The sequence below is a fragment of the Bradyrhizobium sp. SZCCHNGR1005 genome (assembly GCF_032489995.1).
Classification (GTDB): Bacteria; Pseudomonadota; Alphaproteobacteria; order Rhizobiales; family Xanthobacteraceae; genus Bradyrhizobium.
In genome coordinates this window covers 145698-161630 of the sequence record NZ_JAUEZC010000005.1, presented here as the reverse complement: position 1 = coordinate 161630, position 15933 = coordinate 145698, and the positions used below count along the sequence as shown (strand labels likewise).

Annotated in this window: 20 protein-coding genes; 9 read left to right on the top strand and 11 right to left on the bottom strand. The window is 63.2% G+C overall.

The annotated features are described in order from the left end of the window. The first annotated feature begins 83 nt into the window (after positions 1-83). Positions 84-536, top strand: a complete 453-nt coding sequence (locus QXZ85_RS22415) for a hypothetical protein (RefSeq protein ID WP_315705944.1) — start codon at positions 84-86, stop codon at positions 534-536. A 36-nt stretch (positions 537-572) separates the two neighbouring features. On the opposite strand, the gene QXZ85_RS22410 is transcribed toward QXZ85_RS22415, so the two are convergent. Beyond that, complete coding sequence (locus tag QXZ85_RS22410) at positions 573-950, bottom strand: VOC family protein (RefSeq protein ID WP_315767978.1); 378 nt, start codon at positions 948-950, stop codon at positions 573-575. A gap of 307 nt (positions 951-1257) precedes the next feature. On the opposite strand from QXZ85_RS22410, the gene QXZ85_RS22405 reads away from it, so the two are divergent. The 5 genes from QXZ85_RS22405 to QXZ85_RS22385 all read left to right on the top strand — a co-directional run bounded on the left by QXZ85_RS22405 (position 1258) and on the right by QXZ85_RS22385 (position 3895). After that, complete coding sequence (locus QXZ85_RS22405; RefSeq protein ID WP_315743214.1) at positions 1258-1839, top strand: hypothetical protein; 582 nt, start codon at positions 1258-1260, stop codon at positions 1837-1839. 116 nt (positions 1840-1955) lie between these two features. Continuing rightward, on the top strand, positions 1956-2441 hold the full coding sequence (locus QXZ85_RS22400) for a hypothetical protein (protein ID WP_315705701.1): 486 nt from the start codon (positions 1956-1958) through the stop codon (positions 2439-2441). After that, positions 2435-2719 carry a hypothetical protein gene (locus QXZ85_RS22395; protein ID WP_315762283.1) on the top strand — a complete coding sequence of 95 codons (285 nt, stop codon included), beginning with the start codon at positions 2435-2437 and terminating at the stop codon, positions 2717-2719. The genes QXZ85_RS22400 and QXZ85_RS22395 overlap by 7 nt, the downstream gene beginning before the upstream one ends. 277 nt (positions 2720-2996) lie before the next feature. Next, the gene (locus QXZ85_RS22390) at positions 2997-3407 is read left to right on the top strand and encodes a DUF3775 domain-containing protein (protein WP_315705704.1); all 411 of its coding nucleotides are present in this window, start codon (positions 2997-2999) and stop codon (positions 3405-3407) included. 41 nt (positions 3408-3448) lie between these two features. Continuing rightward, positions 3449-3895: a host attachment protein gene (locus tag QXZ85_RS22385; protein WP_315705705.1), complete on the top strand. Its 447-nt coding sequence runs from the start codon at positions 3449-3451 to the stop codon at positions 3893-3895. 157 nt (positions 3896-4052) lie between these two features. On the opposite strand, the gene QXZ85_RS22380 is transcribed toward QXZ85_RS22385, so the two are convergent. From QXZ85_RS22380 to QXZ85_RS22360, 5 genes are all read right to left on the bottom strand, one after another. Beyond that, a complete protein-coding gene (locus QXZ85_RS22380) occupies positions 4053-4250 on the bottom strand; it encodes a hypothetical protein (RefSeq protein ID WP_315727922.1) in 198 nt (65 codons plus the stop codon). A 163-nt stretch (positions 4251-4413) separates the two neighbouring features. Beyond that, positions 4414-4602 (bottom strand): hypothetical protein, encoded by a 189-nt coding sequence (locus QXZ85_RS22375; protein WP_315705707.1) that lies wholly within the window; start codon positions 4600-4602, stop codon positions 4414-4416. Between the two features lie 1013 nt (positions 4603-5615). Beyond that, positions 5616-5789: a hypothetical protein gene (locus tag QXZ85_RS22370; RefSeq protein ID WP_315705709.1), complete on the bottom strand. Its 174-nt coding sequence runs from the start codon at positions 5787-5789 to the stop codon at positions 5616-5618. A gap of 597 nt (positions 5790-6386) precedes the next feature. After that, complete coding sequence (locus QXZ85_RS22365) at positions 6387-7028, bottom strand: DsbA family protein (protein WP_315767977.1); 642 nt, start codon at positions 7026-7028, stop codon at positions 6387-6389. A 21-nt stretch (positions 7029-7049) separates the two neighbouring features. Further along, on the bottom strand, positions 7050-9143 hold the full coding sequence (locus QXZ85_RS22360; RefSeq protein ID WP_315767976.1) for a protein-disulfide reductase DsbD family protein: 2094 nt from the start codon (positions 9141-9143) through the stop codon (positions 7050-7052). A gap of 360 nt (positions 9144-9503) precedes the next feature. Here QXZ85_RS22360 and QXZ85_RS22355 point away from each other — a divergent pair, with 360 nt between their 5' ends. Continuing rightward, positions 9504-9782 carry a hypothetical protein gene (locus QXZ85_RS22355; RefSeq protein WP_315705712.1) on the top strand — a complete coding sequence of 93 codons (279 nt, stop codon included), beginning with the start codon at positions 9504-9506 and terminating at the stop codon, positions 9780-9782. Between the two features lie 376 nt (positions 9783-10158). Further along, on the top strand, positions 10159-11847 hold the full coding sequence (locus tag QXZ85_RS22350; RefSeq protein ID WP_315743285.1) for a methyl-accepting chemotaxis protein: 1689 nt from the start codon (positions 10159-10161) through the stop codon (positions 11845-11847). A gap of 45 nt (positions 11848-11892) precedes the next feature. Here QXZ85_RS22350 and QXZ85_RS22345 read toward each other — a convergent pair whose 3' ends face one another. From QXZ85_RS22345 to QXZ85_RS22330, 4 genes are all read right to left on the bottom strand, one after another. Beyond that, positions 11893-12414: a DUF6789 family protein gene (locus QXZ85_RS22345; protein WP_409977595.1), complete on the bottom strand. Its 522-nt coding sequence runs from the start codon at positions 12412-12414 to the stop codon at positions 11893-11895. Between the two features lie 15 nt (positions 12415-12429). Beyond that, complete coding sequence (locus tag QXZ85_RS22340; protein ID WP_315743207.1) at positions 12430-13527, bottom strand: YeeE/YedE family protein; 1098 nt, start codon at positions 13525-13527, stop codon at positions 12430-12432. 99 nt (positions 13528-13626) lie between these two features. After that, complete coding sequence (locus QXZ85_RS22335) at positions 13627-13977, bottom strand: metalloregulator ArsR/SmtB family transcription factor (protein ID WP_315705715.1); 351 nt, start codon at positions 13975-13977, stop codon at positions 13627-13629. A gap of 25 nt (positions 13978-14002) precedes the next feature. Then, entirely contained in the window at positions 14003-14377 is a 375-nt protein-coding gene (locus QXZ85_RS22330) for a thioredoxin (protein WP_315743205.1), read from the bottom strand. A 73-nt stretch (positions 14378-14450) separates the two neighbouring features. Here QXZ85_RS22330 and QXZ85_RS22325 point away from each other — a divergent pair, with 73 nt between their 5' ends. Continuing rightward, positions 14451-15185, top strand: a complete 735-nt coding sequence (locus tag QXZ85_RS22325) for a cytochrome c biogenesis CcdA family protein (protein WP_315743203.1) — start codon at positions 14451-14453, stop codon at positions 15183-15185. Here the strand turns inward: QXZ85_RS22325 and QXZ85_RS22320 are convergent, their stop codons facing one another. Beyond that, a complete protein-coding gene (locus QXZ85_RS22320) occupies positions 15186-15911 on the bottom strand; it encodes a hypothetical protein (protein ID WP_315705718.1) in 726 nt (241 codons plus the stop codon). Positions 15912-15933: the final 22 nt, after the last annotated feature.

The window sequence follows — 15933 nt, the reverse complement described above, 5'->3', positions numbered from 1 at the left end:
CGAAGTCGCGAACGAATCGAAACATGGCCTGGTTGATGCATATCCATTACCGCACCGTGGGGTGGTGCTGGAGCAAGGTGGAAATGAGCAACAGGATCTTTTCCGGCGGCCATGCGCCGCACCTGGTCGGAACGGTATTTTCCCGCAACCCGCACCGGCGGCAGCAGGCAGCCGGCTTGAAGCCGCGCTTTCAAGTCACAGGTGCCGCATTGCTGATCGCGCTCAGCGTGCCGCTCGCTTTGGCACGTGATCGCGGCCAGTTTGCCAACTCGTCGCCGGAGATGAAGGCCTGGTTCGACGGCCTGCGCAGCGGCAAGGGGCCGTGCTGCTCCGATGCCGACGGCACGGCGGTGAGCGATGTCGATTGGGAGACCCGCGACGGACACTATCGCGTGCGGCTCGATGGCGAATGGCTCGACGTCCCGGACGATGCCGTGATCACCGAACCGAACCGGGTCGGCCGCACCATGGTGTGGCCGATCCGCGGCTATCAGGGCATATCGATCCGCTGCTTCATGCCGGGCAGCATGACGTAGGCCGGCGACACTAGGACCGAGGGCTTGCGTTCACGCTTATTTCCTGTCGCGCTCAAGCAACTCGATCGAGATGTCTTGCGGACCGCGGATGAAGCAGACGCGCACGCCGGGCCGGATCGTGGTCGGCTCGGTCGTGAAGGTCACGCCCTTGGCTTTCAGTTCGGCCGCAACGATGTCGATGTCTTTCACCGTCAGGCCGAAATGATCGAGGCCTTGATGCGGCGTCGCCGGCGCTGCGTTGACGCCGTCGCCCGGCTCGACCTTGGCGATGAATACGCTCGCTCCGACAAGTCTGACGTCGACACGGCCCGGGCTGCGGATGATCTCAGCGCCGAGAACATCGCGGAGCCATATCGCGGTCGCCTCGGGGTCGGGGCTGCGCAGGTGAATATGGTCCCAGGTGACCTCAGGCATGGTTGGAGTCTCTCGTGATGGTTGACCACGCCGCGGTGGCCGGCGGTGGGAATGGAGGGTGATGGGATCATGGTAGCGAGCGGCGATCGGCAAGGCCATCCCTGCCAGCAGGATTGCGTCGGGTTGCTTGGCTGCCCTCCAATTGTCGGCTTTGCCTGGAACCAATGTTGCTGTGGTCGATTGATAGTTTCGGTGCGCTGACTGGGCAGTCGATGGTGCCGATATGAGCACAGGGCTTTACCGTTTGCTGTGGCGCCGATTTGGCGGGATGGGCACGTCCGCTGCCCCTCGCGCGTCGAAGTCCGGCGTGGCTTTGAAGTCCGCGCTGATCGGTCTGGCCGCACTTGCGATCCTGTTGTTCGGTACCGTCGGGTGGCTCGTGATGTCGGTCGACGACAGCGAGAGCGCAGACGGCACGGTGGCGCAGTCGACCGGCAGGTCGACTGGCGACGATTCAGGCGCGAGCGCGACGGCTTCGGAGCCGCCGCCGGAGACATCGGAGTCCGAGGCGCGGCATGCATCGCTCGGCGAGGGGCGGGCCGATGTTGCGAAACCCGCTGCCGTTGACGACAAATCAACCGCGGCGGTCGAGCCATCACCCCTCGAGGGGCTGAAGATCAGCTCGCAATCCTGGCGGCGCGGTGGCCTCGGATCCAAGGCGCTGGTGACGTTCACACTGCGCAACAACAACCCTTATGCAGTGAAGGATGTCGAAATCGCCTGCGCCTTTCGCCGGCGGGACGGTACCCACCTGACCGACCGACGGCGGGTCATTCCCGGCGAGGTGGACAAGAGGGGGCGGAAGACCTTTACCGCCGTCCACGTCGGATTCGTCAACGTTAACGCCAGCAAGGCCAGCTGCACCTTGGTGGCGGCGAGCAAAAGTTAAAAATTTCTTTCTAAAGTTGTGATTGCGTTTGAACCATGGCGGCCACGCGTGGAACATATCTTTGTGGACTCCGTTGTAGCGAAGGCACGCGGCATCGCGGCCGGAGTGGTATTGTTATGCCCCTATTGCGCTATTTTGTGTTCGTCGGCGGTGTTCTGCTCGCGCTGCTGTTGATCTGCGATGCGATTTTCCCGAACATTCCGCTTCCGTCGACACTGACCTCCGGTACCGATCGTCCCGCCATTCGCATCTGGTCCGAGCGCAAATGGCCGGAGCGGGTGGTGATCGATACGTCCATTCCAACGCCGGTGCATTCGCAGCTCGCCGCCGCCGAGCCGAATGCGAAGGCGGCTGCCGCGCCGGCGCCAGCGCGTGAGGCGTTCGCCCAGATGATGCCGACCGAATCAAAGCAACGGCCGACCGAGGCTCAACGCTCGGCGAAGCCGACTTCGGTCCATGTTGCGGATGCGAGCTCAAGGTCAAGGGCAGCCGGGCCGAAGGCGCAGCTGAGGCGGAAGATTGCCAGGGCTCGTCCAGCTCGTCCGATCGTTGTCGCGCAGCAGCCGCATTTTGGCTTTGGCTGGTTCGCTTCGACTTGGTGACCACCTACGGCCTAGCAGCCGCGGCAGATGCTCTTCATCTTGGTGTCGAGCAGTTTGTCGAGTTCATCGGAAGCGGCTTTGACATAGGGATCGTCGGTGCGCTTGCCGCTGCTTGCGAAGGACGACGTTCCCGCACTATGGAAGCCTCGGCCAAATCCGTGTCCGCCAAAGTGATGACCAAGACCGTGGCCGCCGCGAGCGGCAGCCGGAAGAACGGTCGCGCCGATCAGAAGGGCGGCGATTCCGGTTGCCGCTGCTATGCTCTTCACCATCTGTGATTCCGTCGATGTTGCTGATATCGATCGTCGACCTAATGGGCTGGCCGGCAGGAGATGTTGCGCAGCTGGTCTCGCCGGGCAAGAGTGCTCGTGTTCAGAAGCTTGGCCGCTCCCGATCATGTGAGTTTTGGTGAGTTCCTGCCGGCGCTGCGGTGCGCCGGTCCGCCCTTGTGCCCCGCCGCGGCCTTGATCCTGCGCAAGGTACGCCCCCTCCGGACCGCTTAGCGTGTTTGTGTTGACACCAAGGGCGTTGCCCGGTCGCTCAGGGAGGCGCCGCATGCAAACAACTCCAAATTTGACGATTTCGCCGGACAAAGTCGCGTTCGTCGTGAACAAGGTCCATCAGTACGAGATGGAGTCGACCGAGCCCGAGCTGCTCTCCGACCTGACCGATGACGACACGGTTCACGGTTCGGGCGGGCGTGGCAGGAGCACCGACCGCGCTGAAGTGGCGAGCTTCATTCAAGGCCTCAATGTCGACGAGCAGATCGATCTGGTCGCTCTGATGTGGCTTGGTCGGGGTGACGGTGGGCTCGAGAATTGGGATGAACTGCGGGCGCAGGCCGCTCAGGCCCACAATAACCGCACAGCGGCGTATTTGATCGAGACTCCGATGCTCGGCGACTATTTGGAAGAGGCGCTCTCGGAGTTCGGGCTGTCGCTGGAAGATTTTGAAGAGAGCATCTAGCTGGCCGGAAGGTTGGCTGGCTGCAAGGTTGGAGCATGCTCATGGATAAGATGAAAATTGGAACCGGAGACTGGGTCGTCGTTTGCGACGGGCGCAAGGCATTGATCCTGGAAAACATCGGGGACAGCATGTTTCCGAACCTGCACACCAAGGAAGTGCGTGAGCATCCCGATGAGCGTACGGCTGCGCTCGGTGCCGATGAGCCTGGTTCGGTGCAACCGTCATTTGGCACGGCCCGCAGCTCGGTCGACCAATCCGATTGGCATGACGAAGCGGAACGAATGTTTCTGAAGTCACTGGCTGGGCGGCTGCATCAGGCTGTTCTCGCCGGAGAGACAAGGGCGCTGACGGTTGTCGCATCACCGCGGGCGCTTGGCATGATACGTGCCGACTATTCTGATGCGGTCCGCAAGGCGCTGCATGGCGAGATCCATAAGGACCTCGTGAAGATGCCGGTCTACGAGATCGAGAAGCAGCTCCTGGCGTGACCTCTCCGCGCCAACGCCCTCGCGGAAGGCGCCTCGGCCTCATGTAAGATCCTCAAAAGATACAAGGCGGGATCATTTGTGAGCCCGCCTTGCCATGCGTTCGCTCAAAAGTGAAGCGCACGTGATGCGTGCGACCGTCGGAGCTCGCTGCAACGAGTTAGTGGGCCGGCTCCAGTTTCGTCCGATCCTGAGGCTTGGCATCGGCAGGAACCAGGCTTGCGTCCCGGTGGGAATCCTTCTCGACAATTTCGTAACCACAATCGCCGAGCCAGGCGATCAGTCGGTCGGCCATGGCGTAGTCCCAGGTCGGATAGGAGCGGGCAATGACCTGCCGCGGCGTAAGCTTGCGAGACATCGTTGCGAATCCTCTTGGCTTGCGCTGTCCTCAATCGTCTCGACACAAACCGTGAAGTACCGGGCGGGTTCCATGTCGGGTCCGGACCATACTCACAACCCGGTGTGCAGGGCGTTCCTAGGCCCGCATGTTGGTCTGAGCCGGCTGTCCAAGTTGCCCGTGGTCAACAGGCGGGAGCAAGCCTTGCGTCGGCGTCCGATAGAAGAAGTTGATCGCTCCCGTTGATCTCGGATTTCTCGACGATTGTGTAGCCACAATCATCAAGCCAGGCGATCAGTCGATCGGCCATGGCATAGTCCCAGGTCGGGTACGATCTGGCGATGACCTGACGCGGCGTGAGCTTAGGAGACATGCGATGACCCTTCCTGATGCTGTCCCGAACTACTTAGAAACGCCCGTATTGTTGGGAAGAAGATTGGCTAATTTGCGGGAATCATTTTGGCGTGAAGCTGTGACTAAATGTCTCGCGCGTGCAGCTGCTCACCGGATCGATCATTCGCCCGATCGGGTTAATTACCGGCAGACCTCTTGCCATCCGCAGCCGGACGGGCCGCATACCTGAGCCTGCCGGCATTGCGAGGTCCCGAGCGGCGGCAGGGTGGGCCGATTGAGCGGCGCAACCGACGGCGCCGGAAGCGGGCAGAGTGTCGGCGGACACGGGCGTGGAAGATCGCCGGCGCGGTCGCAGATCGGCTGGACCTGGCCATCAACGCAGCGGCAGGTGCAGGCCGCGTTCGCCTTGCTGGCGATCAGCAGCAGGGCCAAGCCGATTGATAACCAACGCATGCTCCGATCCTCCCGAGCGACGATTCAGGGCTAACCGACGGACGCTGCGCGCGCAAGCGCTGCCGGAGCGGCCTTATCAATGACCATGGGGCGGCTGAGCGCGTGTGAAAAGTGTGCGCAGTTTGGTGGCGTTTCGTTGCGCTGCTAAGTCTGCCAGGAACCGGACCACTTGGCCCGGAATTGCAAACTGAGCCTCGATTCGTCTCATTTTTGAACGCAGGAATCAGGGAGGAAACCATGGCAAGACTTTTCCTGGCGGTCCTGTTCGCGTCCGCACTGATGGTGGGCATCGGCCCGGTGCGGGCCGCTGACGGATGTGGGCCTGGCTGCCATGCCGGGAGCAACGGCGGCTGCATGGTGGACGGCTGGGACAGAGGTGCACCGGTGCGGAACGAATGCCCGGCCGGGATTCAGCCGCGGCCCCCGTGCGGACCAGGCTTTGCGTGGAGCAAGCGCGATCGCGCCTGCAGGATCAAGTGAAGGCGTAAAGTTGAGAATACCATTCGCTCGGCTCTTTCATCGGTCGCGATTTGGGCGCGATCGTGAGCCAGCATTCGCATCTGTTGCGGGGCGAGCGACCTAATCGTCATTTCCGGAGCTCGTCCCCGGTCCGGCCTCCGCGAGCAGCTCCAAGGCAGCTTCGATCTTGCGCAGGAGGTGCTGAATCTCTTCGGATTCCTGCGGACCGGGATTTTCGTCCAGGCGCTCGATCAACTGTTGCTTTTGGGCTAGCAGCTTCGCGACCGTGCTCATCGACGCCTCCATGGGCCTGCTCCCAAGAACCTATAGGGCAGCTCGGCCGGCCTCCGTGATCCTGTATGCGACCTCGCCAGAGGCGAGCGGCTCAGTTTCCACCAATCCGAGTTCGATAAGTCTTGCGATGCGCTCATGGTCGAACATGGGCGGGCTGATCCAGGGCTCGGAAACCAGCCGAGCCAGGAAATGGCGCTCGATCTCGGTAAGATCCATTGAGCAAAACCTATTGAGCAAAACCTATGTTGCGCGATCAGCTCGCCCAAATCCAGAATCTTAACCTACGTCGAGGCGATGCGAATTTGGAGCCCGAACACAGGCGACGCCGAGGCATCGCCTGCGTTTCACTTCATGATCAAGCTTGCTGCTCGCGGTACGGCTCTTGAAACGATTTCAAGGGTGCCGTTGGGCGCTTCGGCGTCAAAAACGATGGCCCCACGGACCAATTGAAGCCTGGACCAGGCTGGGTCCCGGGACCGCAGTTCCGTCTCGGAGCTGACCGCTGAGACTCAACCGCGGCCCGTCGTTACGGTTCCTTGGGCCGAGACGCCGTTTAACCGCGACGGTGGCTTCTAAGCTGAACGATGCGCCGCCGCGTCATTTGCGGCGCGCGGCCGCACGCGCGTCAGCGATCGCCTGCTTGAACGCCTGTGCGTTGGGAGCGCCGGGGACGCGGAAGTGCCCGATGATGAAAGCGGGGGTCCCGCGGAAACTAAGCGCGACCGCTTGTTCGTGATTGCGTGCCAGAACGGCATCGATGGTGCTGCTGTTAGCGGCAAGATCGTTCTTGGCGCGGGCGATGTCGATGCCGGCCGCAGCGAGCGCCGCGTCGACCTTGTCCTCCGAAAGCTTCTCATGCTGCGCGATCAGCGCTTCATATGCTTCCTTGAACTTGTCCTGATATTTCGCCGCCAGCGCCAGGCGAGCGGCGTAGATCGAGGGGCCGCCGAAAATGGGCCAATCCTTGATGATCCATCTGACATGGCCGTCCTCGCGCACGACCTTGGCGAGATCGGGGCTGACCTTGCGACAATAGGGGCACTGATAGTCGAAATATTCGACGATGGTGATGTCTCCGTCCGCATTGCCGAAGGCTGGAATGTCGGGATCATGGAGGATGCGAGCTTCGCTCAGGATGTCGCCATCATCGTCGTCGGCAGCACGAACGGTGCCCGGCAGAGCGGCGACGGCGAGGAGGAGAGCCGCGGCGAGCGATGCGGCCAGTGTCTTGATTGTCATATTCTATCTTTCTTTCGGTGGTCAGTGAGAGGTGGCGGATGCGGTATCGATGGCGTCGAGCACGAGCTTCTGCGTCAGGAGCTCTGGCAGCAGGATGCCGGTCGGCGCTTTCGGTCCGAACACGGCATTGAAGGGCAGGCCGTAGCGGTCGTAGGATCTGAGATAGGCGGAGATCGCCTCGTTGGGCGTCGTCCAATCCGCCTTGACGGGAACGACATCCGTGGTCAGGCGGTGTCTCACCGCAGAGCTGTCGATGACCAGCTTCTCATTGACCTTGCACGTGACGCACCAGGCGGCTCCGATATCGACGAAGACGGTGCGGCCGGCACGCACCTGCGTGGCGATATCGGCAGGCACCAATGGCTGCCACGCGATCTCTCTGGCGGCGGCCGTTGCGGCGGGCTCGGTGATGCGGGTGGCGGCCATTACCGCCAGGCCGAGCATCACGGCAACGCCGGCTGCGCCCATCGCACGTCGCATTTGGAAGCGGCGTGCCGCCAGCACCGTGACCAGCGAGAGCAATGTGATCGCGAGCAGGGCGGCCGACGTCGGCCCACTGATCTCGGCGAGGATCGTGAGCAGCCACAGCGCGGTCGCGAGCATGGCGGCAGCCGCGAGGGCGCGTAGCGTCAACATCCAGCGGCCGGGTCGCGGGAACAGCGCGGCGAGGCCCGGCGCTGCCGCGAGACTGAGATACGGCAAAGCCATGCCGAGGCCGAGACCAGTAAAGACGAGCATGATCTGAGGTGCTTGTTGCGACAGCGCGAAGGTCACGGCCGTTCCAACGAAGGGAGCCGAACATGGCGTCGCCAGCAGCGTCATGACGAAGCCGTTGAAGACATGCGCCGTGGCCGTTCGGCCCATGCCTGCATTGCCGATGCGGCCGGTGATCCAAAAGGGCAGGGTGATTTCGAACAGGCCGAGCAGATTGGCGCCGAATGCGGCCAGCACGACGATCATCGTGATGAGGAAGGCGGGCTGCTGGAATTGCAGGCCCCAGCCGACTTCGCTGCCGCTCGCCTTGAGGATGGAGAGCGTCGCGGCCAGCACCCCGAATGACGCCACGATGCCGACTGCCGTCGCCAGGAACGCCGACCGCGGTGAGCCTGAATCGGGATGCCCGTGATCGACCAGCGAGACCAGCTTGAGCGACAGCACCGGGAATACGCAGGGCATGAAGTTCAGGATGAAGCCGCCGAGCAGGGCGATGCCGAGGATTGCCCAGATCGACGCCGATCTGCCGGCGGGCGTGGGCTTGGCCCCGATCGCTGTGGAATCTGAGGGCGACTTGGCGGCCTCGTCGGGGACGACCGCTTCCAGCGACCTGTCACCGTCCACGAGGGTGACGCGCAACTTTGCGTATGGTTTGGCCTGATCGAGACCCAGCACAGGTAGGGTCAGGCTTACATCGCTCTCCGCGCGCCGGCTCGCCTGGACGCGTCCGCCCGACACGGCGACGTCGCCATCGATGAACACGTCCATGGCGCTCAGCGATGGCGAGGCATGCACCTCGAGCCTCAGCTGCGGCGAGGGCTGCCGCTCCAGGCGCAGCGAAGTGATTGAGAGAGTGGGAGACGTCTCGCGTGGCACCCGCTGCCGCCACGCATCGATTTGCGCCTGGTTCTCGGGCTGGCTGGATGTCGGCGAAATATCGGCCTGTAGGTTCGCCTCTTGCTGCGTACAGATTTCGGAACAGACGTACAGCACAGCTTTCAGCGCCAGGTGCGCCGGCGCCGAGCCGTCCTGCAGGCGTACTCGCAGCGGAAACAGGACGTGATCGACATAGCCGAACGTGTCGACGTCCTGTTCGCTGAAGCGACGGGGAGCCGGCCATTCGACGCTGACATCGGCGACGTTGCGCGAGCCCGACCAGTCGAATTCGGGTGGCGCACCGGCATCCCCGGCGGAGCGCCAATAGGTGTGCCAGCCCGGCGCGAGGCGGACATCCAATCCGGCCCATGCCGCGGCCGTGCTGCCCTCTGCCGTGGCGTCGCCGATCAGCAAGCGTGCATCGACCTCGGCCTGCTGCGGCAGTCGGCCGGCAACTGCGACTTCCGGGGAGGATTGCAGTGCTCCGAGCAGCAGCGCGGCCAAGCCGGTAAGACGGATGGACATGATGATCTCCCTTGGCATTGATGTGCGGGCATTGATCGTGCCGCGTGAGCGGCTGCGCAGCCGGTACGGCCACAGGGCCGTCACAACTCATGGGACGCTCGGCGCCGATCTTTAGCGTGCGATCAATGATGGATGTTCGTCTGTTCAGGTCGCAGCGTTACGTTGCGCGCGACAAGATCAAGACCGCGTGCCTAGGAGATGTGGCTGGGCGGGCGATAGGGGGACGATGCGTTGCACTGCGCCGGCAAGACATCATTGTGCGGGCGCCACGTTACGACCTGGACGGCCGGGAATGGCTGAACAGTGTCGCTTTCGTTCGCTGGCACGGCCGTGAGGCTGAGACCGGCGAACGGGCACGTGTTGACGGCGCCGGGCAGGACGGCCCTCTTGCAAGGCTTCGGGGCGGCGGTCGTGGAGCCCGACCATTCCGAGATTTCGCGGGGGCCGGAATTGCTGGCCGATGCGGAATTGAACGTTCCGAGCAAGGAAGCCAGGCTCAACACGAGCACCAACAGCGCCGCCGTCATGCGGCGGATCGTCGGGGGCAACGTGATCGTCTGGGCTCTCATCGAAGGACGGTCGTCTCCATTGTGGATGGGTGGCGCGGGCGAGCCCGTGTGGCAACTGACATCTTCGTGACGGTGCAGCGTTGTCCAGATCGCTGCGATGGACTCGAAGGAAGGTCTTGCCCGCCGGTATTGGGTGCCACCAAAGGCTTCGCGCGGACGTTGGCCCGAAGCAAGGGAACTAATCCCGTCCATGAAGGTGACACGCTTCAGTCATTGACGCAGCGCTTGGCCGCCGGTCCGGCCGATCTGCTCCGAATCGGTCGTGGCCCATCCGCAAGCCGTGGCTGGCCGCTCATGATCTGAGCTTGTTAGTCCGCAGCACACAGATGCGCTCTGTAGCCAGCCGCGTTAACCATTTCACGAACGTTGGATGTTACCTTTTATCGTTGGGACGGCGCCATCACTGGTCGGGCGACACAACCGTCGAGCAACGAAAAGGACGCGAGATGTCGCAACTGTCGATCCGGGGAAAGATGGTCGTCGTCATCGCGCTGCTGCTGGCTGCCATGACGGCGCTCGGTTTGCTCGCCGTCCGGGGCATGCAGGCGATCAACACGCACACGGAGCAGATCGCCAACAATTGGCTGCCGAGCGTACGCGTACTCGGCGAATTGCGATCCGCAATCAATCTCAACCGGGCCCAGCTTCGTGCCTACATGACGGCCGACTCCGCCGAGGAGAGGGACACTCTCGACCGGAACATGAAGGCGACGCTCGCGGTCATTGGAGGAGCACGCCGGTCCTACGAGGCGATGATTTCGTCGGCCGAGGAGCGCAGCCTGTTCGACAATTGGTCGCGCGGCTGGGAGCAATATGTGAAGGCGGCGGATGGGGTGCTCGACGTTCTGCGCAACGGGAACGGTAATGCGACCAAGCAGGCGAGCGAGCTGTTCAACAAGACGGTCCGGAGCATCGCCAATCAGTCGGACGAATATCTGAAGAAGGCCATCGACCTCAACAATCGAGGCGCCGACGCCGAGACCAGGATCGCCGCCGAGGGCTATGCGCAGGCATTCACGACGGTGTCGACAATCGTCGTCCTTGCCGTCCTCATCGGCATCGGTGTGGGCTTCTGGTTCATTCGCGACATCGCCCGGTGCATCGCCTCGATCATCCGGCCCATGCAGGCGCTGGGCGAGGGGGATCTCGCGACGGAAATACCGCATCGTGGGGAGAGGACTGAGATCGGCATGATGGCCGATGCGCTGCAGGTCTTCAAAACGGCGCTGATCGCCAAGAGGGAAGCCGACGACATCGCGCAGCAAGAGGCGCAGGTGAAGCTGGAGCGCAGCAGGCGGCTCGATGAACTGACCGGCCGATTCGAGGCGGCGGTGGGCGAGATCGTCGAGACCGTCTCCTCCGCATCAAGCGCGTTGGAAGGTCACGCCGGTGGCCTCAGCAACACCGCCAATCGCGCGGAGAATCTGGCGACCGCCGTCACCACGGCGTCCGAGGAAGCCTGCACCAACGTGCAATCCGTGGCATCGGCGACCGAGGAATTGTCGGCGTCCGTCAACGAGATCAGCCGACAGGTCCAGGACTCGGCTCGCATGGCCAACGAGGCCGTGGCGCAGGCGCGCCGGACCAATGAGCAGGTCAGCGAGCTCTCCAAGGCAGCCGCGCGCATCGGCGATGTGGTCGAACTGATCAATACGATCGCCGGGCAGACCAATCTGCTCGCGCTCAACGCCACGATCGAGGCTGCGCGGGCCGGCGACGCCGGCCGCGGGTTTGCGGTGGTCGCTTCGGAGGTCAAGACGCTGGCCGAGCAGACGGCCAAGGCCACCGGGGAGATCGGTCAGCAGATCTCCGGCATCCAGGCCGCGACGCAGGAGTCGGTCGGAGCGATCAGGGAGATCAGCGGCACGATCGAGAAGCTGTCGGAAATCTCCTCCACCATTGCTGCGGCGGTGGAGCAGCAGGGCGCAGCAACCCAGGAGATCTCGCGAAACGTTCAGCATGCCGCGGCGGGCACCCAGCAGGTCTCGGCCAACGTGACCGACGTGCAGCGCGGTGCCGTCGACACCGGCTCGGCGGCGTCGCAAGTTCTGTCGGCGGCGAAGTCGCTGGCCGGCGACAGCGCAAGGCTCAAGCTGGAGGTCAAGAAGTTCATCGACGGTGTGAGGGCCGCTTGATCCGCTCCGCGTCCCGCGCGACCGGGTCGCGATGAGATTGGACCATCAGCTGCCTGCGCGATCGAGCGCGCCATAGACGCTGCCGAGAACCACGCTGTAGGTGAGCAGCATGGCAAGTGAGAACAGGGCGGGAGCGACGCCAAGCCCGGCGCCTGTCGCGAAGGCGCCGAGACCGATCATCGGGAAGAATAGAACTCCCATGACGAGCCAGCCGAGCAGGCCGTACACCGCGCCTTTGACTGCGCCGGAGGAGCCTGGCAGCGATCGATAAAGCTGACCGAAGACCAGGCCGATGATTGTCGAGCCATTCAGGAAGGACAGTGCCCAGGGCACGATTGGATCGACCGAGCTGCCCGTGATCTGGTTGAGAGTGGCTTGCAGGCTTTCATAGGGCTGGAACGAGGGAAGCAGTCCCGACCAAGACTTGAAGGACATCAACAGCAGGTGGGCCAGGCTGCCGCAGACTCCAGCAACGATCGCCTTGACGATTTCGCTTCGCGCGGCCGTTGGTTTCTCTCCAGAGTTCGGCGAATGCCCATCGCCCCCTGCTGAGGAAGAGTATGCCAATTTTCCGCGTCCGATCTATTTGGTCGACCAGGAATGCACGCTCAAGAGATTGCGCAGCGCCGGCCGCCACTCACCGGTCATCGTGTATTCCAGGCCGACGCGCGCGCCACAAGCGATCGCGAGCATCGTGAGGGGGGCCGAGACGGCCAGCGTCGAAAAGGCGGACAAACCCTGGCCGATGGTGCAGCCCATCGACATGATGCCGCCCGTTCCCATCAGCAGGGCGCCGATCATGTGACGCTTCAGCTCGCGCGCATCGTCGCAGGCTTCCCAGCGGAAAACGCGTGAAAACATCGCCGCGACAAAGGACCCGAGGATCACGCCGGCGACCGAGCCGATGGAGAAGTCGGCATGGGTGCCCGACATGGTCGCGATATACAAGACGGCGTTGCCGAGCGGAGCGACGAAGGTGAGGGAAGCGAGGCGGGCGGGATCGAAATCATCGCTTCCCAACCATCCGGTCGCGAACCAGCCGAAAACAACAGCGAGGCCGACGCCGATTCCCGACAGCAGGAGCCGCGGTGACTTGATCAGACGGCCGTCCGCGAGCGACCAGATCGTCAGGGCCACAGCTGTCGCCGATACGGCGATCGGCCGCGCGAGCGCACCGAGCCGGGGTGACAGCAGGGAATCCAGCGCCTGGGTGGTTCCTTCGGGCATCCGCACGGAGAGCGGCTCGATCAGCGCCAGTCGCAGGAATCCGGTCAGCCCGCGCATCGCCGCCAATGCCGAGATTCCAAGCACCAGGAAGACGACGATCGCGCGCAGGTCTCCGCCGCCGATGCGGACCAGCGTTCCGAAACCGCACGTGCCCACCAGCGCCATGCCGACGCCGAACGCAAACCCGCCAATAATAGCGCCGCCGAGCGGAATGGAGGGCGCGAGATAGATCGATTGGGTGAGGTCGATCAGACCGAGCGCGGCCAGACACTGAGTGCCCACCAGCGCAACGGCCGCAGCCAGCGTGAATGATTTGAGACGCCGCGTGTCTGAGCCGAAGAAGGCATCCTCCAGCATCGCGAGCGTACAGAAGCGCCCGGCTCGCCCTGCCACGCCGAGCACGGCCCCGGCGAACAGCCCGCAAGCAAACATGATGGCAGATTGGTTGAGCATTCCTCCGGACTTTTCTGCGCGCGTTGGCTGTATTGTGCGCCAAGTCGACCGGGGAATCCAGCACCGTCCTCTAGCGGAACGACGGTTCGCGTCGGGTCGCTAGCGCTTTCGTTTGCGCACCGGTTCGCAATAAACGTCGTAAATCGCCGTCAGGATCTTGCGGACGTCATCGCTGGCCAGGCTGTAGTAGATCGTCTTGCCGTCGCGACGCGTCGTGACCAGCCGGTCGAGCCGGAGGCGGGCGAGCTGCTGGGACACCGTCGACTGCCGCTCGCCAAGGAATTGTTCGAGCTCGGTGACCGATTTCTCGCCTTCTGCGAGGATGCAGAGCAGCAGCAGCCGGGATTCGTGGGATAGCGCCTTGAGCATTTCGCTCGCTTCCCGCGCCTTCTCGATCATCTGCTCCAGTTCGGCAGACGTTCCGAGATCCTTGAGCTTCGGTAGCGGCATGAGTTCGTGATCCCTTGCATTCCGTTCAAGAATGAATCTGCGATGGAGGTGCGCTCGTCAAGATACGGCCGAGCAGCCCAAAGAAGAATGAATCCCCTGGGTACCCCCGGATTCGTCCGATTTCGCGGCCCTGGTCCACGACCACGAAGGTCGGCGTGAATGCGCCGGGATCGATCCCGGCGAGGTCCGCTGGAAGCGGCTTGTCCAGATCGATCCGCCGGAGCGGAAGGGCGCGTCCTTCGTCGGTCTTGGGATAGATCGGCGCGATCTCGGCGTTGAAGCGGGCGCACCAGGCGCAACCGGGGCGTTCGAACATCACGAGCTCGGATGCGAAAGCGCAGCTCGGCAGGACCGCGCCGAGCAGCCAGGCCACGGCAAATTTTGCAATCGTATGGGACATGTAGCCATCCTATGGACTTCCACCCATATCTATCATTAAATTCGAATATGTACCAGGGATGGGTGGGGAGACGATGGATCTGGACGTGACCTTGGGGGCCGCACTGCTGGCTGGCCTGTTGTCCTTCCTCTCCCCCTGTATTTTACCGCTCGTGCCGCCCTTTCTGTTCTACATCGCTGGGGTCTCGGCAGCCGAGGCGGGGAGCGAGCCCGACGCTTCCAGGCGCGGCCGGACGGTGGTGTCGGCGCTGTGTTTCGTTGCCGGATTTTCGGCCGTCTTCGTCGGGCTCGGTGCCACCGCCTCGGTGTTCGGTCGGTTCATTTCCGGCCATCTCGCCCAGCTCGGAATCATGGCTGGGCTCGTGATCATCGTGATGGGCCTGCACTTTCTGGGCATCCTGAAGATTCCGCTGCTGTATCGCAGCGCCACGATCCAGATGGGACAGCGGCCGGCCGGCTTTCTCGGCGCGTTCGCGATGGGGCTGGCCTTCGCGTTCGGCTGGACGCCCTGTGCGGGTCCGGTGCTGGCGGCCGTCTTGATGATGGCAGGTGCCGAGGCGACGGTCGGCAAGGGCATGCTGCTGCTGTCGGCCTATTCGATCGGCACCGGCGTGCCCTTTCTGATCGCAGCGGCGTTCACCGGCCGGTTCATGACGATGTTGAAGGGCATCCGTCCTCATCTCGGGCTGGTCGAAAAGACGATGGGGGGCTTTCTTGTCCTGACGGGGGCTGCCTTTCTGACGGGCGTGATCCCGCGTATGTCGCAGTGGATCTTCGAGCTGTTCCCGGGCCTCTCTGCCATCGGCTGATCAGCCGAATCGGAAGTCCAGCAGACTGATGAAGGACTGCAGCTCGATCTGGTAGCGATGAACCAGATCGGCGTCGCCTTTGAGGGCGGCGGATCCGATCTCGCTGGCGCTCGCAATCGCGCCGTCGAGCAGCCGGCGGAATTCGGCCTCTCCGGCGACCTCTGAGGGGGCGAGAGCGTTGCAGCGTTGCAGACGCTCGCGCAGCGCCTCGCCGGATTTCTTCACCCGATCGGGATCGCTCTTCGTCGTGCTGAAGCGCGTCGCCGCAGTTCGCAACTCTTCCATGATTGGCGCCAGTTCGAAGACGCAGCCGCTGAGATCATTGACTCCGGCTTCGCGACTCAGAGCGTGAATGGCCCGTCGCAGCGAGAGAATCTCCGTCCCGGCCCGCGCCGTATCACCTGCAGCCAGCGCGTCAGCTGCGCTGGCGAGCCCGGTGTCTCCACGCACCAGCAGTTCGTGAAGAGCCTGGTTTGGGTAGATCGAAACCTGATCGGCGTGCTGGTCGAGCCGGTGCCAGTCGCTTCTTGCATCATCGATCTCGATCTGGGCCAGGGCAACGTTGCCGGTGCGCGCATAGCTTGCCGCGGTGCGCAGGCTCGCCATGGCGCCTTGAAATAACGTGGAGACATCCAAAGCCTCTGCAGCATGCGTAGTTGCAGCACAGCCGATCCAGGTGAGGACGGATGTGAGGAGAAGTGAGAGGGTGATGGCGCGATGCAACATCGAATGTCCTTTTCACATTCGT